This is a genomic window from Acinetobacter guillouiae (assembly GCF_002370525.2).
GTDB classification, from domain to species: Bacteria; Pseudomonadota; Gammaproteobacteria; order Pseudomonadales; family Moraxellaceae; genus Acinetobacter; species Acinetobacter guillouiae.
Genome location: NZ_AP014630.1, coordinates 3,576,721 through 3,601,616 on the forward strand (window position 1 = coordinate 3,576,721; position 24,896 = coordinate 3,601,616).

The following is a 24,896-nucleotide window of genomic DNA, read 5'->3' on the forward strand; positions in this document are numbered from 1 at the left end:
ACTCATTTGACAAATACTCAAATGATGAGTGAATGTCATCCAGCAGTGTTTAAATCTAAGTGCAACAAAGCGGTTATTGCCATTCCAAATATTGTCATAGCAAATATCGGCATAACAAACAGATCAATACTCAAACCAGCGTTTTAAAAACTAAATCCAAGGTTTAAATTGATACGATACAACCATTGGTCACTATAGGGTGAAACGGTGGAAGTAAAACCAGTTGAATTCATTGCACCGCCAATAATATTGGCATTTTTCCCCCAAGTATAATCGGCCCATACCATAAAGGGTGACGCAATAAACATCATGCCTGTGGTATTCATTTGAGAATCCGACCAATCATCACGTTTCTTATCCATATAACTATAATCATTGTAGAAACGGATCGCTTTGAGTTTGCCCATATTTTGCATAGGTAAGGTATAAGCAAGATTTAAACTGGCAACTGTCGCTTCAGAGGCAATAAAATAAGCAGGGGTAAATCCGTTATTCCCCATTAAAGTCATATCATTATTGACCCCATCAGGGTTCTTTGCATCATATTGATAATGAATCACAGAGCTTTGTAAATTAAAGCGTTTGTAATTGTTATCGCTATGCACCCCTACTGCATAATATTGGCCATTTTTATCGGTGGTTTTATTATGCAATTGCGCAATTGCCCCCGATACCCCGACTTCCTGCTTACCCACCTTGGTGTCTAACTTGCGCACAATCCGCGTATTGAATTGATGGCGCTTTTCATTTTGATAGGCTTTTTGACTTGGAAATGCATTGTCGGCTAAGTCATCATAAGTGGCACTTTCGGGCGAATAGCGCAGATTGGTTGCCAGCATTTCTGGGTAATAGCCCAGTTTTACATCCCAGTCCTGATTATGAAAATTCCAGTTCAAACCTGGGGCAATGTTATTGCCATAGCCCAAAAAGAAAGGAATATGGTAAGTCCAACCATTTTGCGGATAAGGATAAATCGCAAAAGGCTTATATACAAAGCCGGCTTCTAGACTATTCTGTTGATCTAAATTGTAGCCCACGTAGGCTTTTTCGATCGAGCGTTTCTCTTTGTCTTGAAACAAGTAGCTTGCATTAAAATAGGCATCGTCAAATTTACCTTTGACATCGACTCTAAAAATATCAAAATAGAGTTTGCCAAAGCCATCATTCGGTCCTTCCCAATTTTCATAGCGTTGGTTTAATCGCACCACGCCACCCAATTTTATAGAGTCCGTCTCATCTTCACTTTTCCATTCTAATGCTGAGCTTTGCGCCAAAACATTGGATGTGGTACCCAAATACAATGCTGCAAGTAGCATCGCGATAGCTGTCTTTTTCATAATTGCGTCCTTCCCTTGTGTTCCAACGATCCTGTTGGATTTTTGTTTTACCTATAAAACATAGTTTTTATTGTATTTTAGGCAAAAAAATTTGCCGGTTAATTTACTGAACATCCGATACCAACATCGAATGTTCAACTGGGTTTAATAGAGTTTTTTCTGCGGTGGCCCTGCAAAGTTCAGTGGTCCAATCGAATTCATATCCAATTCGATCACACTTGGCCCTTGAAAATCGACCGCTTGTTGAATCACGGTTTTAAACTCATCTGCACTGCCCACTTTCCAGCTTTTCACTCCCATTGCTTCCCCTAAGACTTTATAATCTGGGGTATGCAATTCGTTGAAATATTGACGCCCACCAAAGTAATTCTTTTGGATACCACGCATTACGCCATAACCGCCATCGTTCATGATCATCAGCACCATGTTAGTATTTTCTTGTGCCATGGTGGCAATCTCACCGATACCAAGCATCAAACCACCATCGCCCACTAACCCAATCACTTTTTTATCTGGATTGGCAATCGAAGCGCCAATTGCCGTGGCTAAACCAAGACCAATTGCCCCTGCAAGTGAGTGAATATTTTGATTCGGTGCTTGTACTGGAAATAGTCGGCTGCCCCAAGTACTGCCTGACATGGTAATGTCACGTACAAAGATGCCGTCTTGTGGCAGTGCCGTACGTAAGTGATCACAGATCAGTGCATATTGATCCAGCTGAGTACGCAGTGCCTCAATAGCGGACTGTTTTGCTGCAACAACCGCTGCATCATAATCTGCATCAACTTTTGAGATACCGCTTAGCCCTGTGAGCACACGTTGTAATACATCTTTGGCATCAGCACAAATGAAGTTACGAACTTTATAATTACGTTGCTGCGCCACTGGATTGGCATCAATCTGAATCAGATTATCAGGGAACTGCACCGAATAGGTTTTGGTTTCATTGCTGCGTAAACGCGAGCCCACCACCACCAATAAGTCAGCCTGTTTTAACAGTTGCTCAACCCCTGCTGAGTTATGGAATGCACCTAAACTGCGTGGATGCTCATCCGCTAACACACCACGGGCATGAGTCGAAGAAACAACAGGAATCCCAAGATCTGCAATGGCTTTCACTTCATCAACACTATTTAACGTGCCACCACCAATCCAGAAGATGGGGCGTTTGGCTTTTTTAACTTCTTCAACAATTAAATCAATTTCAACTTGCTCAGCCTGCGGTAATTCAAGCGCTTTGACAGGACCTAAATTCAATGGCAAGTCAATTTCTGCAGCTTGCACATCAATCGGCAGCTCAACGCTTACAGGCCCCATCGGTACTGTGGTTGCAACACGAATTGCTTCACGAATTACACCCACTGCATTGTCTGGGCTGGTAATACGAAATGCAGCTTTGCTTGAAGCACGTAAAAAGGTCAGTTGATCTTTGGTTTCATGGATAAAGCTAGCATCACGATCAAGATATTCACGTTCAACTTGCCCAGTTAAATGCAACACAGGACTCCCCGCATTCATCGCTTCAATCAATGAGCCTACTGCATTGCCTGCACCTGCACCTGTACTGGTCAAAGCAACCCCTAAACCTTTAAAGCGTGAGTGACCATCTGCCATCGTGACTGCACCTGCTTCGCCACGCGCTGCCACAAAACGAATTTTTTCACGACGCCCTACGGCATCTGCAATTGGTAGGTTATGAATCGAAATCACCCCATAGATACTTTCCACTTGGTGTGCTTCTAAAACACGCGCGATTGCTTCGCCTACATTTACACGTTCTGTCATTGTTTATTCCTCGAAAACTTTTTCATTCCATGAATTTATTATTCACACCAAGGATTTGGCTGTTCGCTTAATCCCATATAAATACTTTTTTGCTGCATATAAGACAAAATACCTAAACGTCCTTTTTCACGCCCGATACCACTTTCTTTAAAGCCACCAAACGGTGCTGAAATAGAGAATTTTTTATAGGTATTAATCCAGACTGTACCGACTTCCAAAGCACGCGCAATTTGCCAAGCTTTACGGTAGTTTTCAGTCCAGATTCCTGCTGCAAGCCCAAAACAACTGTCGTTGGCTTGGATGATTAAATCGGCTTCATCGTGATACTTCATCACCACCAAGACTGGACCAAAAATCTCTTCCTGACAGGTTTGTGCAGTATTATTTAAGCCGGTGATGATGGTTGGTAAGTAATAACTTCCTTTCGCCAAATCACCATCCGTCAGCGCTTGACCACCCACTACAACTTGACCACCTTCTTGCTTAGCCAATTGCACATAGGCATCCACCGACGCCAAATGCTTTGGATTTATTAAAGAGCCCAAATGTACACCCGCTGTTTCTGGATGTCCCACTCGTAAAGCTTTGGTAATTTCAACCAAACGCTTAAGGAACTGATCGTAAATACTGTGATGCACGAAGAGTCGTGAACCTGCAATACAGGCTTGTCCTGCGGAACTAAAGATCCCATAAGCCACCCCTTTAGCAGCCAATTCAATATCTGCATCAGGCATAACAATCGTGGGGGATTTTCCACCAAGCTCTAATGAGGTGGTAATCAATTTATCTGCGGCAAGATGAGCCAAATGACGCCCTGTAGTGGTTCCACCTGTAAATGAAATTTTGCGGACCAAAGGATGCTTTACGATGGCATCACCAATTACAGAACCACGGCCCACTAAAACACTGAGTAAGCCTTTTGGCAGTCCTGCTTGTTCAAAGATTTTGGCGAGTTCCAAGGCAATTAAAGACGTTGCTTCTGCGGGTTTAAGGATCACCGCATTTCCAGCAGCAATCGCAGGGGCAAGTTTTTGAACTTCACTGGCAATCGGTGAGTTCCACGGTGTAATCGCGGCCACCACACCGACAGGTTCATGCACACTCATGGTCATAAAGTCAGCCGCACGTTGTGTGGTGAGTTCATCATTCAACGTTTCACATGCTGCGGCAACATAGCGTGCTGTCGCGGCTGCACTCATCACTAAACCACGTGTTTCAGCCAGTGGCTTACCATTATCACGGGTTTGTAATTTTGCAAGCTCATCTACACGCGCTTCAATAATCTCTGCGACTTTATACAAAATACGCGCTCGTTCATGAGGCATGCTATTGCGCCAGCCTGCTTGTCGCCATGCCAAATCTGCTTTTTCAATTGCTTCATTGACATCATCTAAACTCGCTGTAGAAATTTCAGCATTTACAGATTGATCTGCTGGAAACAGACTTTGAATCGTATTGCCTTTACCTAATCGCCATTCACCTGCGATATAAATTTCCTTTACCATGATCAAATCCTTTTAAATCTGAATTGCTTCAACGCTATTGCGACATGCACGAATCACGCTAAGCGCAGCCAAAGTTGAGGTTTTGGGATTACTGGCCAAAGGCACACCCACCAATTCAATGGTCATTTCACCAAACACGCCTTCTGCCACAATGGTGTGCTTGTTCTTATTGGTTTTTGGATCAACCGTAAGCTCAACCATGGTTTCATCCATGCCTAAACCTGCGAGTGCTATGGTTGCTGCAACATTGGCATTGGCTGGAAACTTCAGTGCTGCTTCTCTGGCTGTACCACGAAAAAAAACCATAGCTTCACTGACCTGATCGAGATCAACCAATTGTTCAGCATAACTGCCACGCCAACTTTTCGGACTTTTACAGCCTTTATAGGTGACCTTTTCCAAACCACCTTCTTTTGCCGCAGAGATACCATCGATCCCCGCAATCGCACCCGCTAAAAGATGTAGATGGGCATCGTGTTGTTCCGCAGTCTGTTTCAGTTGAGAGAAAAATTCGCTATCGGCTAAGGTTCCCACTGAAATCAGACCAATGGTCCAACCTTTCTCTAACACCTTTTGGGCATGTTCTTTTACCGCCGCTTGGCCTGCCACTTCTATCACATAATCAGGCGTGCCAAGGCATTGATCAATCGAACTAATTACCTGTACCTGAGCTGATACTTGTGCCTGTACTTTTTCAACACTGCGTGCAGGTACCACAATCCATTTAAGCTGTAAATCTTGTGGCATATGTGCGTACACTTCTGCTGCCATCGCACCGAAACCAATCATCATCAACTGTTTCATGGGCACACCTTATAAATGTTTATTAAATCCACCTGAGACATCCAAGGCTGAACCCGTGGTATAGGATGCTAACGGTGATGCCAAGAACACCAAAGCGCGTGCAGGTTCTTCAGGTTTACCTAAACGTTGCATTGGAATACCGCGGTTTTTTGCAATATTGCCTGTCCACTGTTCCCATGACGCTTGGCTATCTGAACGTGTTTCAAAACGGCGTTTCCACTGTGCTGACTCCACCATGCCCAATAAAATTGAATTCACACGAATCCCGTATTGGCTAAATTCATGCGCTAAGGAATGAGTTAAATTCAGCAAAGCGGCGCGTGCCGATGACGTCGCGATCATGTGTGGTTCAGGTTGCAAGGCCAGTAAGGAATTGACATTGGTGATTGATCCACACGCCGAATGTTTTAAATCCTCTAAAAATGCACGGACAGGATGCAAGACACTGAAATACTTCAATTCAATTTCTTTCATCCAATCTTCATCTTGGGTGTCTTCAAAATTGGATACACGCCCTTGACCTGCGTTATTGATCAACATGTCGACATTGCCTAAATTTTGATTGACCTGTTGTGCAAAGCGTTTTACATCTTGTTTGTCTAAAACATTGCAGGCTTGAGTAAAAATATGGGCTTGCGGATACTTTTCCAAAATATAATTTTTTGATTCTGCTAGACGCTGTTCATCCCGACCACACCATGCCACTTTGGCACCTTCTGCAACTAAAATTTCGACAGCAGCCAAACCAATGCCTGACGAGCCACCTGTTACTACTGCTACTTTTCCTTCAACTTGGAAGCTCATATTTTTCTCTCGTTTGAGTCTTAACGTGCCGATAAAATAATGTCGTTAAACTGTTGTGGTTGATCGACATAACTCAGATGACCTGCATCTGTAATCAGATGACATCGGCTCAATTGCATTTCTGCGGCAAGGTCTTGAATACCTTGTGCAGGTGTAATTTGGTCCTGATCGCCTGCAATCACGACGCAAGGAACACGAATATCTGTTAAATAATTTCTAATTTCGTCATAGGCCAACAAATACGATGCATGGGTAAAACCGTCTAAGGTCAAATCCTGCATCACTGCTGTGACCAAAGCCAAAGCTTGAGCATCTTGTTTATAAATTAAATGCGGTCCACGACTTGCTGCCATGCCTGCATGACCTAAGCTTTTCAACAGCATTGGTCGTTTTTGATAAACCTGTGTTTTGCTTTCCTCATCTGAACGTTGATAACCTTGTGCCACATTGGCAATCAGCAAAGTCTGTACACGTTCAGGATAAAGATGAGCAAAAGCACTGGCCTGCAAAGCCCCAAGGGAATGACCAACCAGAATGGCTTGCGAAATTGCCAAAGCATCGATTAAACCCAACAAACGTTGTGCATAATCTTCTGCATTCGGTTGCGCTGTATTTAAACCTTCTGATAAGCCATAACCCGGTGCATCCCAAGCAATCACACGAAAAGACTGACGCAGTACATCGAGCTGGTTGATCCATGAAGCAGAACCCGAACTAATCCCATGTAGCAAAATCAATGGCTGGCCTTGACCTGCCTCACGATAGGCGTGTACTTGACCATCCACGACAATGGTTTTGACTGGATATTTGGCTAATCGATCAAGCAATGTCATGGCTGGATTCCTTTGCTGTAGAGCTGGGCTTTGTCGATTCAATCAACGTTTGATTTGCGACAATGGATGTTCTGGTGGATAGTTCGGAATCGTCGGTTTACCCGCACCTAACATCACACACATCAAGGCATCTTCCTGACCCGGATTAAACAAGCCACGGTAAATTCCAGGTGGAATTGAAATCAGGTCTCGCTCTTTAAGTTTGGTTTGAAATTTCTCACCGTTATGTTCGATAAACAGGTCAATCTCACCACGCAACATAAAAAACACTTCTTCAACATCATGATGAATATGCAAAGGCCCTTCGCACTGCGGAGGTAAAACCATGGTTGAAAAAGTGAAGTTTTCTGCTGGAACAGTGTTGCCATCATTGACTACACCTGTTGCACCCGTACCCATATAACGCATTTGGGCACGGCGATATTTGGGGTCATAGTCCGCTTGGAACTTCAAGGCATCAAAATCATATTTACGTGTTTCAAAACGTGCGATACGTGTATTTAACCAATCTTGTAAGCTTGTACCTTCAGGCTGTGACCATGATTCGAATTGTTGAGTAGTCATGTTTTAACTCCTAGATATCTTGAATTAATAACGTTTTAGTAAAGGAACCAAGAAGAACGATCCAATCACAGCAACTGCTGCTAAGAAGGTAATTCCTAAATTAAAACTGTGGGTTTGCATCACGATGTAACCGATCAGAACGGGTGCAATTGCGCTGGCAAAATTACCCAGTCCATTAAAAATCCCACCCGCAGTCGCGCCCACATCAGCGGTGGTCACTCGAGCAAGTAGTGCAAATATTGCTGCGACACCAAAGCCCCAAGCCATTGCGCTGAGAGACATTGCAACAATCACTAAAATTGGATCTGTCATAATGACCATGACATACATAAAGATGCCAGCCACCAATAAGCCACTGAATACCTGAATGGCACGACGACCTAACTTGTCAGAAAGAAAGGCACCAATCACTTCACCAATCAGCATGGCGATAAATGGAAAGCTTGAATAAATACCAAACTCTTTGAGGTTAAAGCCCTTGTCTTGAATCAAATAGGATGGAACCCAACTGTTTAATCCCCACAGATAAGTCATCAGTGCAATATTGAAAATACATACCAACCAAAATGAACCGTTCTGTAATAGCACTTTGGTGTTGTGGATATGCCCTTTAAAATTGACACGTTTACTGGTCGATTCCAGCTCAATGGTTTTCTTGAGTTGTAAATTACGTAAGCCAAACACAATCGCAATCAGTGCAATCACGGTTAAACCAGCCATTACAAAAAAGGTGGTGTGCCAATCATGGTTTGCGAGAACTGCCGCGGTAATTGGAAAACCTAAGAAGGCACCAATCGGTGTACCCAACAAAAACATGGTGGAAGCACGTGCTTGCTGACGATCTGTATAGGTTTGTTTCACGATGGTATAAGCCAAGGCAAATAATGGGCCTTCAGCTAATCCAAGCAGAACGCGGAGAATTAACATCCCTGTATAGTTGGTGGTAAAACCCATACAGAACATGAGTATTCCCCAAGATAAGACGCTCCAAAACAGCATTTTTTTAGGGCTAAAAATATCGCCTAAGAAGCTTAAAAACACAGAGGAAAAACCATAAGCCAATAAAAAGCTGGTCATTAACCATCCAAGTTTTGCTTTGTCTTGTGCAATCCCCATCGCACCCTGAAAGTGCGGGTCAGCAAATAAGACCGCGATACTAATTTTGTCGAAAAATGCCAGAACGACACAGATCATCAGGACAAAAGCAGGAACCCAATGCTTCAATCCACTTTTCTCTTCATTACTCATATTTCATTCCTTCGATTGAGTCATGAACCGGATTTAATGTTTACGGTTTTAATTTCATTACATTAAATTCTGGGTCTGCTAATAATTGGGGGTCTAACACGGTATTGGACTGCATCCAGCGCTTTGCCAGTTTGACCAGTTTTGAGTCATTGATTGCAATCATGTTGATCAAACAGTTTTGCTCATCCAGATAGAGATAACTGCACTGATCAGCTGCGTTTTGACGTCGCACAATCTGCTTGGTTTTTTCAGGTTGGTAAGTCCCTAAAATCTGAATATTGTAGTGATACTGGTCTGACCATAACCAAGGAATATCTAGATATTCCGTATCCATACCTAACATTGACTTTGCAGCGGCAATGGCTTGATTTTGCGCATTGGCCCAAGACTGAATGCAATAGCCCAAACTTGGATGTATCGCCACATCACCTGCGGCATAAATATCTTGGTCAGACGTTTGTCCAAAACCATTGACGACAATGCCATCTTTAACGTCTAAACCCGCACTCACCCCCAGCTCTTTGGCAATATCTGCACCCGCACCCACCACCACACAATCAAACAGTTCACTGGCATTTGGATGATTAACCACTTCAACTTGCTGTTGACCTGCTTCAATCAAATGCACATTTTTACTATTTAAATGGATCTGAGTACCTTGTTGTTGATGCATATTTTGCAAAAATTCAGACACATCAGGGCTAACGCTACGTGCACAAAGTCGATCACCGTATTCAAAAACATGCACTTGTTTGCCTTGTTTCCGTGCCGTTGCTGCAATTTCCAAGCCGATCCAACCACCACCAATCACCGCTAACTTTTGCGTATGTTGTAAGATTTCGGCTAAACGTTCGCAGTCTTGTACATTTCGTAAAGTCACCACATTGGGAATAAACTGCCATGTATTGACTGGTACACGTGCCCGGCTTCCAGTCGCAATCAATAATTTGTCATAAGGCAAAACTTGACCACTTTCTAAAACCACATGCTTCTGGTGGCGATCCACTTGTGTTGCCACAGCGGGCTTGTGCCACTCAATGTTAAAGTCTTGCATCTGTTCAGCAGAGAACAGATGCAAACTGTCATAACTGGCTTCTTTGGAAAGGACTTGTTTTGACAGGGGTGGGCGTTCGTAAAATACCCGTTCCTCATTGGATACCACATGAATTTCACCTAGAAATCCATGTTGACGGAGTGTGCTGACCGCCCAACCTGCGGCTTGTCCTGCGCCAACGATGACAATTCTTTGCATAGCTTAATCTCCCTGTTCCAACTGCTTATACAGGTTTGACTTGGCGACGAGTGTGGTCATCTAAACCACCTTCAACCGCCCACTCGGTAAAGAGTTCTAAACAATGTTCTTCAACACGTGGTTGCCACTCTTCCGTCAAATAATCATCATTGGTGTAGTATTCAAATGCACCACCCAAAGGTGAGTTGACATACCAGAAGTAAGCCGAAGAAATTGGATGACGACCCGGACCAATAAAAGTTGACCATTCAGAACGGTTCATGTTTAAGCCACCGCCAATCACTTCATGAATATCACGCACCACAAAGGCCACATGATTGAGTCCAGCAGGTTTATTGGGTACCGAAAGCAAAAACAAATCATGGTGATAGCCTTTGCCACGACAACGTAAAAAAGCACCACGATTACGATAAGCATCCGATAAGAAGAAACCGAGCTTTTCGATATAGAACGATTCTGTTTTTTCTAAATCTGGGGTAAAGAACACCACATGTCCAATCGCAACAGGTTGCCCTTTTTCATACACTGGACTGGCTGCATTGACACGAGTGATACTGCCGTATTGATTAATCCCTTCTGTTTTTAACGCAGGTAGCTCTTGGGTAAAGCTAGCTTGAAAGCGAATGGTCATCCCATTTGGGTCTAAGCATTGCAGCATGTCAGCCGTGGCTTGATAACCATCTACATCTTTCAGGCGAGTCGCTAAATCAGCCAAATCCTGTGCTGCATCATCCAAGCCCCAAGTCACTTCACGTAAGGTTGAGCCTGACTCAATGGCCTGTGGTAGACGCGTATCATCATAATCAAATAAATAAATTTTACTGCCGTTTTGGGTTTGATAAAGATCCGTACCCTCAATATCTGATTGGCTTGGCTTTAAACCAAAATCTGCCAAAAATTTATTTGAAGCAGCTCGATCCTCAACGCCAAACTTTAAAATCTCAATCCCTGTAATCATGAAACAATTCCTTAATTAAAGACAAAACCACCATTTACGGGAATATTCTGTCCAGTCACAAATGAGGACAAATCCGAAAGTAAATAAAGTGCTGTTCCGTTCAGATCCTGTGGTAACTGCTGACGTTGAATCGCACGACCATTTACATATAAATCATGACGTTCTTGCGGTACATATTCTGTTGCTTCAACCAGCGTCAATCCTGGAGAAAGCGTATTGACACAAATATTAAATGGCCCTAACTCTCTGGCCATCGAACGGGTCATTGCCAGCAGAGCACCTTTACTTGCAACATAGGCCATCAAGTTAGGTGCACCCCATAAAGCCGTATCCGATGCCACATTAATCACCTTGCCAGCATCAGATTGCTTGAGATATGGCACACATGCTTTGGTGACCAACCACGTCCCTTTGACATTGATGTTCATGACCCGATCCCATAGATCGGCGTCATAATCCATCAAGCTTTTACCACCCACATTGGTCGCAAGTGCAGCGCAATTCACCAAACCATCTATTCCAGCTAAATGTTCAGCTGCTTGCTGAACAGCCTGTTGAATCGAATCAGCATCAGCCAAGTCAATCGTGACCGCAGTCACCTGTAAACCCTGTGCCTGCAATACTGCTGCTTCTTGTTGCACAAGATCTGTCAGGATATCCGCCATGACCACTTGCGCACCTGCTTCAGCAATGGCCTGTGCAAAGTCTCGTCCCAAGCCTCTTGCTGCGCCTGTAACAAAGACTTTCTTGCCCTGCAACAATGCGACATTAACCATGAACTTGTTCCTGCATTTCAATACGGTTTGAGCTATTCAGGCTCGCAATTTTCTTTAACTGCTTTTCCGCTTCTTTTTTCATTAAACGGCGTAAGCGCGATAAACCGACATCATGTTGATAGAGGAATTCATGTTGACGTGCATTTGGCGCAAGATTTTCTAAAATGATTCGATCTTGTTCCAAGACATCCCAGTGCAATTTTTCTAAATGATTGCGGTAAAGGAAACGCCAGACATTACGTTGCCAGCCACTGACTTTACGACAACGCCAGAAGAAAACACGGGTATTTTGAGCATCAATCGGCGTGGCATAACCCACGATCCAAAACACACCGCCTGGACCAAAATCTTTACGATAAGGAATCGAAAGACGTAACCAACTTGCACCGGTATTGGCATACTCAACCCAGTCAAAATTGACCCCTGTTTGCCCTTCTTTTTCAAAGACAAAACCGTTTTCAGTTGAGCGGTGTTTCATTTCTGCAGTACGTTCGCCGTCCGCCATTGAATGCGAAGTACAATGCAAATAGGTGCCATGCATTGGGTCCATTACATTATCAATCGCATATTGATGATTGACCTTCCAATCTGCTTGGCATAGAAATGAACTCCACTCCTCACTCGCCAATTGCTCAGGAAAATCAAGTGGTTTAGCGACTTCATTTGGATCAATGCCAAACCACAGGAAAATTGCACCATGTTGCTCAATCACTGGGTAGCTTTTCACACAGGTTGTGCCTTTCATTGGGCATTCATGTACTGCGGGTACATCTTCAACCTTGCCATCATGGCGAACTTCAACACCGTGATACCAACATGCCACGCGATTACCTAAGTTCCAGCCTAAAGAAAGACGCGCACCACGGTGCGGACAACGATCTTCTAAAGCATGCACCTGACCTTGGTCATCACGCCAAACTACGATATTTTCACCTAAACGGGTAATACCCACAGGATTGGCTGCGACTTCCCAACTTGCCAGTACAGGATGCCATTGATCACGTAAACCTAAATCTAAATACTCCTCAACACTCGGAGTCACTGTTACTGCTGCATTCATCACTGTTCTTCCTTGAATCAATAACCTAAACGTTGCATTTCTTCAGAAAATGTTTCAGAAGTCCAAAGTTCACCAGACTCGCAACGAAAACCTTGTTGATTTAAAGATTGAACTAAATCAGTAAGTTCTGTTACGCCTGAAGAAAAGGCTTGAATTAAATGTTGAACAAAATCCTGCTCATAGACTGTTGGCACTTTATAGCGTGTTTGCCAAACCAGAAGCTCTGGCTGTCCCGGTATTTGAATATTGTTGATCCCTGCTTCGGTCGCTGGCGTGGCATGAATCCAGTTCGCTAGCTTCTCATTAAATGTTTTCATGAGATTCCATCCTTATAAATAAGACTTATAGTTGAATTTGAACGTCCTGCCCTTCAACACGTACGGGATAAGTACACAAATCACGACATCCCGGTCCACTCTTTAGCTCACCTGTTTGAATATCAAAAATTGCCTCATGTAATGGGCATTCCACGGTTTGATCTTCAATAAAGCCTTCTGTTAGCAACGCAAAGGCATGTGGGCAAACATTCTCGATCGCAAAATAATTGTCATCGATAAAAAAAACACCAATTTTCTTACCCTCGACTTCTATGGCTTTCGGCTCGTCTTCGGTAATGTCATCTTGCTGACAAACTGAGATCCAACTCATTTTTGCATCCTTATTTGTTTTATATATAAAACTTAATTTAGCATTTAAAACATAATGAATAGCATAAGCTTTGATCATTTTGCTTGTCAAATACTATATTTTTATGTTTTTCAATGAATTAATAAAAATTTATATTTTCAGATGTTTCTTAATCAAAAAAATGTTTTATATATAAACATTGAGATTAGAAAAATTGATGATTACTATAGTGGTATTCCATGTGCAGGAATTGCAAAATAAACACAGGGCAACTTGGCAATGAACTTAATAAATACAGATGCTCTCTTGGAGCAAAATGCTGAACCCAATAATGATGAGCGTTATTTAGTACCGGGTTTGGTGCGTGGCTTAGCCATTTTAAAATTATTTGATCAACAGCATCAGGAAATGACCATTTCTGAAATCGCAGAAAAATTAGATGTAAACCGTTCGAGTGCTTTTCGTTTAATCCACACCTTAGAGTTTTGTGGTTATTTAAGAAAAATGTCGCAAAAGACTTATGCGCTGAACAGCAACGTGATGGAACTTGGTTTTAACAGCTTATCCAAATCATCACTGACTGATCTGGCTAGCCCCATCATGCGTGAATTACGCGATAAAATTAAAATTGCTGTGCATCTTTCGATTTTAGAAGGCACCGATATTGTCTTTATCAGCAATGCCCAATCTATTGGTTCATTTACCAGTAATGTGCATATTGGTACACGTTGGCATGCCCATGCCACCGTAATTGGACAATTAATTTTATCTCGCCTTTCTGAGGCTGAAGTGATTAAACGCTATGAATATTTTACCGATTGGAAAGTCTATTCTGATCGTACACCACGTGATTTGGCGAGTTTATTAGAACGTTTAAATTATGTCCGCAGTCAGGATTTTATGATCAGTTGGGGGCACTTTAATACCGATATGGCTGCCAGTGCTGCACCGATTTATAGTCAGGCAACTCAAGAAATCGCTGCCGTATTATCTGTAAGCTGCCCATTGAGCACCTATACAGAAGATTTATTTAGAGGTGAAATTTCTCAAAATGTAGTTGAGTATGCTGATAAAATTTCAAAATTTATTTATTTTTAAGCATTGATAAATCTGATTACTTCAATTTGGGCATAGGGAAGACTAACCAAATTTTCTACACATACACGCCAAATAAGAAGTCCTTCTGGTTTTTTATTTGGTGATCATTATTATTTTATTTCTTTTCTTCTTTTTTTTGAGGGGGGCTTAAAATCTCAATGCTCACGCTATGCTTCTTAAAAGAATCGCTGCGCTTTTGGCTAAACCTGAATGTTTAAAAGTCGCAAACATTGGGCTGCTTTATAATTCAATTTCTCTACTGATGATGGCAGAAGCAATTGCTTGAGCAGTAGATTTTACTCCTAAGCGCTTTCTTATACTGCGTAAATGATTTTCAACAGTTCTCTCTGAAATTTTTAAAATGTCGGCAATCTCAAAATGCTTTTGACCCACTGCTGCCCATTTTAAAACTTCTTTTTCACGTTTGGTCAGTATTTTTTTATGCGCAATTCTATGCTTTTGTTTATGTAAAATTTCACCAAAGGCAATATTACAAACCATCTGTACTGTGAGTTTAAAATCAGCACCCATATCCGAAATTTCACCCGCAAATGAAATTGCACCCTCTAAACCGGTTCGACCAAATACGGGCACTTGTATTCCATTGACCTCACCAAGATGCAGAGGGCTTTTGATAATCCGATAGGTTTCTTTTGCAGTTTTTTTATGCAAGCTCTTTGCCCAAAAAAAGGCTTCATCGTATTCAAAAATATGCTTGGTGATTGGGCAGCGGCGTAAATAAACTTCACGCTCTTCGATATTGATGCGATCAACCCAGTTACCATGGACAAAGAAAACCTCATCAATCCATTCATGTTGGTTTTGAGGTGAAACACTGCATACAATAATCCGATCAAAATTTAGCTGAGCAGCAAATCCAACCAGAATTTTAAATAGACTTTCGAGGTCACGTGCTTGTCTCAATTGGTGAACGGTCTGAAACAATAAATCGGCCAGTTGATTGCTTGCAAGTCTCATAAAGCCGTCTTCTCACTAAACTGAACACTTAAAACTAAAATATTGGAGATCAGTAGCAAATCGCCTCTAGATCTCCAATATTGAGATAAAAAGTTGCGTCTAAATAGAAACAACGTCTTGATTGATGCTTATACCAATTCAGGATCAGCCAATAAGGTTTCAGCGGCTAACTTACCTAAATTATGCGATGCCAACGGACTGTCTCCGGTCAGAAGTTTTCGGTCTTTATGAACTTGCCCTGTGATACCTTTATTTAGGATTTTAACGCCTAATTTATCGAGATTTTCACCCACCAACCATTGTAATGGCCCAGGCATATAACCAATTTCAATATTTGCGCCTTTATCTAAAAAGTCAGGAAATACACAAATTTCATAATCTTTAAATATATAGTTTTCTGGTTTTTCATCGACGGTGGCGGCAAGTAAAGCTGCGGGTCCATGACACAGTGTAATCACATATTTATCGTTGTTTATCGCCCATTCTAAAACTTTTTTTACACTTTCACTTTCAGGAATTTTCGCGAGTACACCATGACCACCGGGAATGAAAACCCCTGCATATGGCGAGTTTCCAGCAATGATCTGGTCCAAAATATCATCAAGCTTTAACGGATTTTTAAGTTTTTCAGCATACTTTGCATAAGTATCTAAAACCACCTTATCTTCATTCGGCATTGCCCACATTTCCAGCTTGGCAGGATTGCCTGAGAGCGTTGCAATATCAAACTCAAAGCCTGCATTGTCTAAATGAAATACTGGGAGTAACATTTCAACTGGATGATTTCCTGTAGAAAAGAATTTACCGTTCTGCATCATGATATAGCGCTCATCCGTTGCAATCATCAGAATTTTTTTGTCGCCACGATATGGGTTGGGATAAGTCGTACCGTCATAATCTGTTTTCGATGCGGTGTACTGGCTTAAAGAATAAGGGGATGGAAAAAATGCATTATCTTCAGCAGTATCTGGTGTAGGTATTTTACTTAGTTCAGTCATTTTTTACTCCAAGCGTTCTTATAGAGGATATATTCAACATGCACAGTATATTCTGCCCTAAAAAGATTTTTGAATGAGGGAAAACCCCTATTTCTACAATTTTAAAAGATATGCTGAATTCAATTTTTATCAGGCTATCGCTGCCAATAAACCCTGTTTTTATTAACAATAAGTATCTGATTTTTAATTAATTATATTTTAAGAAAGATTTATATTTTCTACGAACAATACTCACGCTCGATACAGAAATACAACGTAGAGATGAAATGAAATACTGTGAGAGATTTTTTAAATGTTGATTGTGTATTAGACTTTGAAACTCAAAATTCCGCTTAGAAAAAATCAATGGCTTCAATGATGAAACTTAACCATGATCTTAGATTAAGTTTCACCTGATTAGATTAACCCATTATCCTCGTTCACAAACAATGACGAAGTTCATGAATTTAAAACAATAGATCATCGTTAAATTATTTCCATTCCATCTCACCCGTCAACACTTTAGAGCTTAACTCTAAAGAACTTTCTTCAGCCAAGTTCGGGTATTTTTCTTTTAAAGCAGCAATCACTGATGCTGAATCTTTATGATCTTTTAAAACTTGATCAACATCCACAAGATATTGATAAGTAAAGTCTATTGCTTGAGTTCCTGTTGGAATATCACCAATATAATGTCCAGGAATCACTGCACGTGGGTTTAAACGATTCATTTGTTTTAGCGTTTTTCTCCACTCGTTACGCTCTTTTTCAGTTTGTGCATCTGCTGTCCACAGATGAATCCCTGAAGATAACCCTACACCACCTAGAATTGTACGATTGCTTGGAACCCATAGATAAGATGCATATTTACCCGGTGATTTGATCTCAATTTTTTCACCTTCTAGCACAATGGTTTTATCTTCACTAGCACTTGGTACAATCACTTGAGATGGCGCACCATTTTTTAAGATAGGTCCCCAATAAGCAAACTTGCCTTCTTTGGTTGCTTCAATATGTTTAACAACTTCAGGGGTTGCAATTACTTTTGCATCTGGAAACGCTTGTACCAGCGGCTCTAAACCAAAATAAAAATCTGGGTCACCCGCTGTAATCACAATATATTTAAGGTTTTTACCGCTGTCTTGAATGATTTTAACCAAGTTCTTTGCATCGTTAACACTGAATTGCGCATCCACCAGCACTGCATCTTTTTCACCCGAAATAAGTGTAGATGTAACAGGAAAAATGCCTTGTGCTTGTGGGTTATAAACTTTATAGCTTAACTCTGCTGCAAATGCAGAAGCACTCAACATCACTGAACTTGCAAGAAGTGTTTTTAAGAATAATTTCATATTGTTGGCTCTCTTTAGAATTAAATTAAGATTTAAGTAGTTGTTGATCTAGAAAACGTACAAAATCCTCTGATTTATTATAAAAACCATGAAGCGGTATTTTGCCCATTTCACCATGTTGATTTTCATACACCAATGTTGGAAAACCTTGTCCTCGAACATGGGATAATAATTGGCGTGCATACTGAATATATTCATCTTGCTGATCTTGATCGATCGCATCTAAATATTTTGACCATTGGTCATTATTCAGTCCTAACTCGACAGCAAATTGCGCCAGTACACTATATTGTGTGACATTTAGACCTTTTTGATAGTAGCCCTGTTGTATTAAATTTAATAACGATATCATTGCGCTATGCCCTAACCCCTGCTGAATACTCAGTAAAGCATGAGTTGCAGGGATAGAGTTCATGATCAGTGCGCTGTCTTTAAGCAAACCATTTTTATATTCATCACCAAAATCAACACCTGTGAGTTGATGGATTTGTTCATCATAGTGAATGATCTGTGTTCGCATTGCTGCTGTCATTTGTGGTTGATGATCTTCACTATAAAGTCCACCAAAATGTAGACGTTGTAGATTTGGAAATTTTTCTTCGACTGCATTAATTAAAGGCAGTGCACCATAACTCCAGCCGCAGATCGGGTCGATAATCCAGTGTAGAATTGGAGAAGCCATAAATTAACTCTCATCTATAAATATATGATTCAAAATATGTGAAAAGCCACACAGTTTTGCTGATATTTGTTATAGTAAATAATAAACTTACTTTTTGTAAGTACTTACTAAAAAGTAAGTGTTTTTTAGTCGTGGAAAGTTTATGAATGCTGATGAATCTTGTTTAGCCGCAAATGTACTGTCAAAGAATTGCCCCTCTCGGGTTAAGCTTATGCATTTAACCAATCGTTGGGGCGTTTTGGTCATGTTCTGTTTAAGAAGAGGAACACATCGCTTTAGTGAGTTAAGACGAAGAATTGATGGCATCAGTGAAAAAATGTTGACTCAAACTTTACGTGATTTGGAAAATGATGGTTTTGTGATTCGTAATGAATATCCAATTATTCCGCCACATGTAGAATATTCTTTATCTGAAAATAAAGGAGTTGAAGTCGCTGAAAAAATTTATGATTTGGTTCAATGGATTGAACAGAATGAAAATTAACTTGGAATTGTTATAAGTTTTCTATTTAAGGTTCTTTTCACTTTTCTTTAGTTTAATATTATCAATAAACATAAGGGACTGAGTGATATCTATTTCAACTTATATTATTTAGGTTCTTAATACTTTATTGCCTAAATTAAATTCATTCACCATCACTTCCAAATCACAACTAATTTTTAAGCTTTTATTCTCGATATATTTATTTAAATTTAAAGATATATAAGGCAAGAAAATATTCATCAACTTAATTAAATCACTAATTCCTTTCGCTTCAAATTCGACAATATCTAAATTTATATTATTTTCATTCATGTTAACAAGATTTACTGTGACTTTATATTCGAACCCTATATACATATCACTTTCAATTTTTGGATAAATATAAACATCTAAAATTAATTTATATTTTTTGAATTCCCACAATAAAATTGTGATATGCATATCTGTTCATTAAATTACAAAAAATATGATTATTTTTAATAATCATATTCATTTTCAAAACTTAGTATTTCATTTATAGCTTTTCAACTTTTTACTACTACTTTGTCGTGATTCTGCTATGAATTAGCTTCTATTTTCTTCAGAAGATACTGGTAAAAATGAATAACCTTTTGCATATATTTCAAAACAATGATCATAAGTCCATAATAAATATAAATTCATTCCATTTCCATCATAATTTACATAATCAAAATTTGAATTAGATTTATGTGAGTACAAATGTTCGAACTCATCATATTGAAGCATTTTAAAATTATTTACATTAGTAAACATGATTGATAGCAACTCGGAAGTTTTAAAAGTTTTACCATTTTCATTTTTTTTAATTTGACTATATGTCAAATTAAATTCTAAGCTATTACCTTGAGGATTAAATTTAAACTCATTTAACCAAAAATCTGTACGAGATGAAAGTATCCCAAATCTGGTACTGATTGGTAAAAAATTTAATTGTGACATATTGTTTTTCCTGCATCATTTGTAGAGAATCGACGTAAAGTAGCTTCTTGCTGTATTTCTTCTGGAGTAGCCCATCTTGTATTTACTCCAACTTTCGCCTGTTTCGCGGCCGCTAATCTTCGATTATCAAGAGAATATACCATATTACTTTTAGCACCTTGCTCTAATAATTTGGCTTGAACATTTTGTGGAAGATCTTTAAATCTCACTAACCTAATAGGCTCAACTTTGGCAGCATAAGATGGATCTGCCTGCAATCTATGTGCTAGGCCATTAACATTACCACCATTTCCAAAACAAGGACTATAACCATTTTGACTGTATCTAATTGTTTTAGTTGACTTTATACGTTCCAATCCTAAAGGATCAATCCAACTGGTTGAACTAGGTGCATATTGGTATAGATTATTTCCACCTGTTAATCCAATAGGATCTTTACTTACAAACCGCCCCACATAAGGTGAATAGTAACGATAACGGTTGTAATGCAGTCCTGTTTCTTCATCAAAATACTGCCCCTGAAAACGGATGTTATTGCTTATAATTTCTGAGCTTTCAAAGAAGTTAGATTTAGCTTTTTCAGCCTTACACTCACCCCAAGCTTTATATTCAGCTTTCCAAATGATCGAACCTGTATGGTCGCTCATTTCTTGTGGTGTACCCAAATGGTCACAGTGGTAGAACCATACATCATCAAAGCCTTTGCTTTGTTTGGTAGTTTTCCATAGTGGGTCACGATGTACACTATACGGATTGTCTGACCAATCAGGTGTTTGATGTAGTTCTATAGGGCTTTGATAGACGGCTTGCAGCATCGGCACAAAACTATCTTTTTCGTAGATATAGTGTTTAGTGGCTTGTTCTGTTGACTCATAAGCCAATGTGTCACCATCCCATCCATAGATGATGTTATGTTCATCCCCTGTATGATGCTGCTTATTACGTTTTTGTATTCTTCGTCCTAAAGCGTCATAGCGATATTCTGCTGTGTATTGGCTGTTACGGCTTTTGATCATTCGACCAAAAACATCCCACTCAAGATTTAAATCACCTTGCGTTGATTTTTGTCGAACCAATTGTCCGTATGCATCATATTGGTATTGTTGGTCTAGGTATTCTTTGACCACGTTATTGACTAGACGATTGTAGCCATAGCCTTTTTCTTCTGCTGTTTGTTGATGGCTTTTGGCTTTATCATCGTTGTAACGATCAACAATATTGCTGGCAGGGTCAAAACTAAAGGTTTCTTTACCGAGTTTACTACTGGCTTCAAGTAAGCGTCCAACAGGGTCATATTTATATGCAATGTTGCCACGACGTGTATCTTTGATCGCTGTCAGCTCACCTGTTTTATCGTATTGATATAGTCGTTGTACTAATTGGCTAGTTTGTTGTAGTGCATTGTTCTTTTCTTCGTTTGGGACTTTGTATTGGTTTTGGTAACCATTGTCATGCTCATTGAGCATGATTTGGCTGTGTAATCGTCCTGCTAAGTCAAACTGTTGCTCTTGGCTAACCCCATTAGCGTAGTGGCGAACAACTTCACGATGTAGGTCATCTCGCTCAAAACTCACCAAATCCTGTCCATTGACAATCAGGCTTTGTACATGACCTGTACCATAGGTAAGCCAATCTATATTTTGTCCATCAGGGCGTATGGTTTTGATTCGATCATTGATTTCATCATAACTATGCTTCCATACTGCTGTTTTATGTGTTTTATAATCCTGTTGGTGTTCTTTAATTACATTGCCAGCAGCATCGTAGAACCACTGTAAATTGCTCTCGGCATTTTTTGCTTGTATGAGATTACCTAAATAGTCATAGGCAAATTCTTCGGTTTGTTTGGATTCAAGCTCTAAACCATCGTGACCATAGCCTGCTGTTCGTTGTTCCAAACGCCCCATACTGTCAAAAATAAACTGTTGGATTCGGTCTTTTGGTGCTGTACGATCTTTTAGATCTTGACCATATGCTGATGCTACTTCAATACTTGTAGCCAAACGACCATTCAATTCATCGTATTGATAAAGAGTTTCTTTAGCATCAAAATCAATTTCTTTAACTAAGCGCCCGCCTGCATCATAAATGAATTCGTAGTTTGCACCGTTCTCATTGATCAATCGGGTCAAACGTCCAAGGCGATCCCACTTGTATTTCAGTTTATGATTCAGTGCATCGGTACGTGACAGGATTAAACCTGCTTCGTCGTATTCATAGCTTGTTTGATGTTGTTTTGGATCTATATGAGCAAGCAATCGTCCTTCAGCATCATGCACAAAATGTTCAATAGAACCATCAAGATGTTTGATCTTTTCCAACTGGCCAAAGGCGTTCAATGGCAAACCTTTGATTATCGGCTCACCCTTATCTGTAGTAATTTCTGTATAAAAATATTCAACTTTCTGTTTTAAACCATTTTCAACAGATTTAACTCGCCCTCGATCATCATACTGCCACTTAGTTTCTTTACCTGAACAGTCGGTATAGCTCAGCAAGTTACCTTGATCATCATATTTAAGGGCTTTACTCCCCCCTTTGGCATCTGTAATTGCAGTCACTAAGCCCATGCTGTTGTAAGCATAACCAGTTTCATGTTTCAGCGGATCAATTTCTTTAATCAGGTTGCCTGAACCGTCGTATTGTTTAAACCAGCGACCTTGCTCTGCATCCACCATACCAATCAATTGGTCTTGTTCATCATATTCAAAGTAAGTTGTTGCACCATCTGCTTGCGTTGTCGAGAGAACATTGCCTCGTTCATCATAGCTATAAACTGTTTCTGTGCCATCTGTAGCCACATGTGAAGTAATATTTTTTGCATCGTCCCTAAAAAACCATTCCTGTAAATTATCAGGATAAATAATACGATAGGTATAGCCTGTAATGCCGTAGTAATGTTCAGTCACATTACCATCTATATCAGTTACAGTAGTAACACGTACATTCTCATCCCACTCAAGTTTTCTTGCCGAACTATAATCATCAGCCCACTCTTCAATCGCCTTTGAGCTTGGTAATTTTCCATTCCATTTCAAATTCATACCACGTTTTGTCAAGTCTGTATAACGTGTAAGAAGATGATGTTGGTAGGTATATTGGTAAGAAGCACCAAATTCGTTGGTTGCTTGGATCAGATCAGCTTGATCATTGTATACATATGCAGATAACTGACGTTTTAATTGCCCATCCTTCACCAACCATATTTCATCAACCAATTTGTTTTGATTCAGCTTTAAAGCAAGGTGCGCTAAGATATTTTGGTCTTGTTTAAATATAATATCGGATAAATAGCTTTCATCATCAATGCGGTGATCATAACGTAAACCTACGCTAAACCCATTTTGGCGCTCTATAGAAACTAGTCTAAATTCATTTTTATATTTTTGGTAATAACGAGATTCATTTGAACCAAATGTAATTGCACGAATATCATCAGAAACTACAGTGTAGGTAAAATTTTCAATTTCATCGTAAAAGCTTTGCCCAGCCTTTAATTCACGTAGCTTGATAGGACGACCATCTATACCAATATATTCCCAACCTTTCAGTTCAATATTTTCTTTTGGATTTTTTTCATTATATTGACTACGTTGTACAATTTTACTGCTAAATGGCGTTGTCCAACGTGCGCCAAATATGGATTGGTCATACTGATATAGATTCGAAATATAAGAACGAGCCAAGGGCTCAACCATTAATGGATGAATCAGTGCATCATCATGCGTTAAAAACTCGGTCCCCATTGCAAATGAGATAGAACCGCTTGTTCCACCTTTACAGTTCTTACATTGATTGGCATTGTTAGTCGCAGGATGTTCATCCCTAGATTTTTCTAATTTATTATTGTTCTTTGCATTTTTTGCCTGCGTTGTCTGTGTGGCTTTCACTTGAGCTGACTTGGTCTTTCTAAATCGAGAAGCACCTAATCTCAAGACCTCAAATAACCATCCTATTGTTTGTGGTTCAGCTTTATTTCCTAGTTTTCTGATTTTGGCATTTGCCGTCACACCTACTTTACTGATTGTTGCACCCACATTTAAAACAGGTTGTTTTAAATGTTGCGGAACAAGCATTGAAACGACTTTAGCATTGTTATTTACATTAGTTTTAAACAGGGCTTTACCCCAGTTTTCAGTCATATAAACTATATTTTTACCAGCACGTACAAGATCTCCACTTTTTAATCCCTTAGCAATTCCTGCTGCTTGTTGTTGTGCCCGTGTTGCATTTGCACCTGCATTGGTAAACACTTTACCCTGTGTCACCACACGAACAATTCCTCCATTGATTTCAGTAGTTGCACCTTGAATGGTATTTCCGCATGATCCTAAAATAGAGTTGAGTTGCGTCAAGCCCGATGCACAAAATTTTTCAATATTACCTGCAACTTGATCATTTAGATGTTTACCAATAACAGTAATTACTGCTTCAGCTAACGCAGCTTTTCCAACCCTCTTTACTTCCTGACGTACTAGAAATAATGCAGGTCGAGCTGAGGTACGAATAGCTGTTGTACCTGGTACGGGAGCAACACCTATTAAATCAATACCTACAGTTGTCCAATCAAAGACATCGGCATTCTGATAACCTTTTTCATAAATTTGGAAAATGTCTGTAACTACATCAATTGCAGCCATAACATTCCCAATAATCGGTACAGTTCCTAATACACTGCTAACTAAGTTCAAACCAACGAGTTGGTGAGTATGGTCCAGTAACCACTTATCAATTTTTTGCTTTGAATTATTGATGTCTTTAATAGACACTTCATTGAGTGGTTTTACAACTTCTGTTTTTGGTTGAGCCATT

Annotated in this window: 23 protein-coding genes; 2 read left to right on the forward strand and 21 right to left on the reverse strand. The window is 40.0% G+C overall.

The window, feature by feature from the left end; all coding sequences use genetic code 11:
* Positions 1–143: 143 nt before the first annotated feature.
* From AS4_RS16685 to AS4_RS16750, 14 genes are all read right to left on the reverse strand, one after another.
* Complete coding sequence (locus AS4_RS16685) at positions 144–1,337, reverse strand: hypothetical protein (RefSeq protein ID WP_096734897.1); 1,194 nt, start codon at positions 1,335–1,337, stop codon at positions 144–146.
* Positions 1,338–1,481: 144 nt separating this feature from the next.
* On the reverse strand, positions 1,482–3,122 hold the full coding sequence (locus tag AS4_RS16690) for a thiamine pyrophosphate-binding protein (protein WP_096734898.1): 1,641 nt from the start codon (positions 3,120–3,122) through the stop codon (positions 1,482–1,484).
* A gap of 38 nt (positions 3,123–3,160) precedes the next feature.
* Entirely contained in the window at positions 3,161–4,627 is a 1,467-nt protein-coding gene (locus AS4_RS16695) for an aldehyde dehydrogenase (RefSeq protein WP_096734899.1), read from the reverse strand.
* A gap of 12 nt (positions 4,628–4,639) precedes the next feature.
* Complete coding sequence (locus AS4_RS16700) at positions 4,640–5,431, reverse strand: aspartate dehydrogenase (protein ID WP_004717614.1); 792 nt, start codon at positions 5,429–5,431, stop codon at positions 4,640–4,642.
* A 9-nt stretch (positions 5,432–5,440) separates the two neighbouring features.
* Positions 5,441–6,235, reverse strand: coding sequence for an SDR family oxidoreductase (locus AS4_RS16705; protein WP_096734900.1), 795 nt, complete (start codon positions 6,233–6,235; stop codon positions 5,441–5,443).
* Positions 6,236–6,255: 20 nt separating this feature from the next.
* On the reverse strand, positions 6,256–7,068 hold the full coding sequence (locus tag AS4_RS16710; RefSeq protein WP_096734901.1) for an alpha/beta fold hydrolase: 813 nt from the start codon (positions 7,066–7,068) through the stop codon (positions 6,256–6,258).
* A 42-nt stretch (positions 7,069–7,110) separates the two neighbouring features.
* Complete coding sequence (locus tag AS4_RS16715) at positions 7,111–7,632, reverse strand: cupin domain-containing protein (RefSeq protein ID WP_004717620.1); 522 nt, start codon at positions 7,630–7,632, stop codon at positions 7,111–7,113.
* 24 nt (positions 7,633–7,656) lie between these two features.
* The gene (locus tag AS4_RS16720) at positions 7,657–8,880 is read right to left on the reverse strand and encodes an MFS transporter (protein WP_004717622.1); all 1,224 of its coding nucleotides are present in this window, start codon (positions 8,878–8,880) and stop codon (positions 7,657–7,659) included.
* A gap of 40 nt (positions 8,881–8,920) precedes the next feature.
* The gene (locus tag AS4_RS16725; RefSeq protein WP_096734902.1) at positions 8,921–10,132 is read right to left on the reverse strand and encodes an NAD(P)/FAD-dependent oxidoreductase; all 1,212 of its coding nucleotides are present in this window, start codon (positions 10,130–10,132) and stop codon (positions 8,921–8,923) included.
* A 25-nt stretch (positions 10,133–10,157) separates the two neighbouring features.
* Positions 10,158–11,090, reverse strand: coding sequence for a VOC family protein (locus AS4_RS16730; RefSeq protein ID WP_096734903.1), 933 nt, complete (start codon positions 11,088–11,090; stop codon positions 10,158–10,160).
* An 11-nt stretch (positions 11,091–11,101) separates the two neighbouring features.
* Positions 11,102–11,866 carry an SDR family oxidoreductase gene (locus tag AS4_RS16735; protein ID WP_096734904.1) on the reverse strand — a complete coding sequence of 255 codons (765 nt, stop codon included), beginning with the start codon at positions 11,864–11,866 and terminating at the stop codon, positions 11,102–11,104.
* Positions 11,859–12,926 carry an aromatic ring-hydroxylating oxygenase subunit alpha gene (locus AS4_RS16740; RefSeq protein WP_096734905.1) on the reverse strand — a complete coding sequence of 356 codons (1,068 nt, stop codon included), beginning with the start codon at positions 12,924–12,926 and terminating at the stop codon, positions 11,859–11,861. Before AS4_RS16740 ends, AS4_RS16735 begins: the two co-directional genes overlap by 8 nt.
* Before the next feature lie 17 nt (positions 12,927–12,943).
* Positions 12,944–13,243 (reverse strand): recombinase-like helix-turn-helix domain-containing protein, encoded by a 300-nt coding sequence (locus tag AS4_RS16745; RefSeq protein ID WP_004823462.1) that lies wholly within the window; start codon positions 13,241–13,243, stop codon positions 12,944–12,946.
* A 25-nt stretch (positions 13,244–13,268) separates the two neighbouring features.
* A complete protein-coding gene (locus AS4_RS16750; protein WP_034615827.1) occupies positions 13,269–13,574 on the reverse strand; it encodes a non-heme iron oxygenase ferredoxin subunit in 306 nt (101 codons plus the stop codon).
* A gap of 258 nt (positions 13,575–13,832) precedes the next feature.
* Between AS4_RS16750 and AS4_RS16755 the strand changes: the two genes are divergently transcribed.
* Positions 13,833–14,651, forward strand: a complete 819-nt coding sequence (locus tag AS4_RS16755; RefSeq protein WP_096734906.1) for an IclR family transcriptional regulator — start codon at positions 13,833–13,835, stop codon at positions 14,649–14,651.
* 240 nt (positions 14,652–14,891) lie between these two features.
* On the opposite strand, the gene AS4_RS16760 is transcribed toward AS4_RS16755, so the two are convergent.
* The 4 genes from AS4_RS16760 to AS4_RS16775 all read right to left on the reverse strand — a co-directional run bounded on the left by AS4_RS16760 (position 14,892) and on the right by AS4_RS16775 (position 18,640).
* Positions 14,892–15,629: a PA1136 family autoinducer-binding transcriptional regulator gene (locus tag AS4_RS16760; RefSeq protein WP_096734907.1), complete on the reverse strand. Its 738-nt coding sequence runs from the start codon at positions 15,627–15,629 to the stop codon at positions 14,892–14,894.
* Between the two features lie 128 nt (positions 15,630–15,757).
* Positions 15,758–16,627, reverse strand: a complete 870-nt coding sequence (hchA, locus tag AS4_RS16765; RefSeq protein WP_096734908.1) for a glyoxalase III HchA — start codon at positions 16,625–16,627, stop codon at positions 15,758–15,760.
* 470 nt (positions 16,628–17,097) lie between these two features.
* Positions 17,098–17,958: a Vmh family MBL fold metallo-hydrolase gene (locus AS4_RS16770; protein WP_096734909.1), complete on the reverse strand. Its 861-nt coding sequence runs from the start codon at positions 17,956–17,958 to the stop codon at positions 17,098–17,100.
* Positions 17,959–17,983: 25 nt separating this feature from the next.
* On the reverse strand, positions 17,984–18,640 hold the full coding sequence (locus tag AS4_RS16775; RefSeq protein WP_096734910.1) for a DsbA family protein: 657 nt from the start codon (positions 18,638–18,640) through the stop codon (positions 17,984–17,986).
* Between the two features lie 142 nt (positions 18,641–18,782).
* On the opposite strand from AS4_RS16775, the gene AS4_RS16780 reads away from it, so the two are divergent.
* A complete protein-coding gene (locus AS4_RS16780; protein WP_096734911.1) occupies positions 18,783–19,124 on the forward strand; it encodes a winged helix-turn-helix transcriptional regulator in 342 nt (113 codons plus the stop codon).
* A gap of 108 nt (positions 19,125–19,232) precedes the next feature.
* Here AS4_RS16780 and AS4_RS16785 read toward each other — a convergent pair whose 3' ends face one another.
* The 3 genes from AS4_RS16785 to AS4_RS16795 all read right to left on the reverse strand — a co-directional run bounded on the left by AS4_RS16785 (position 19,233) and on the right by AS4_RS16795 (position 24,895).
* Positions 19,233–19,565, reverse strand: a complete 333-nt coding sequence (locus tag AS4_RS16785; protein WP_096734912.1) for a hypothetical protein — start codon at positions 19,563–19,565, stop codon at positions 19,233–19,235.
* Positions 19,566–19,688: 123 nt separating this feature from the next.
* A complete protein-coding gene (locus AS4_RS16790; RefSeq protein WP_004717653.1) occupies positions 19,689–20,084 on the reverse strand; it encodes a hypothetical protein in 396 nt (131 codons plus the stop codon).
* A complete protein-coding gene (locus AS4_RS16795; RefSeq protein ID WP_096734913.1) occupies positions 20,072–24,895 on the reverse strand; it encodes an RHS repeat-associated core domain-containing protein in 4,824 nt (1,607 codons plus the stop codon). The genes AS4_RS16790 and AS4_RS16795 overlap by 13 nt, the downstream gene beginning before the upstream one ends.
* Position 24,896: the final 1 nt, after the last annotated feature.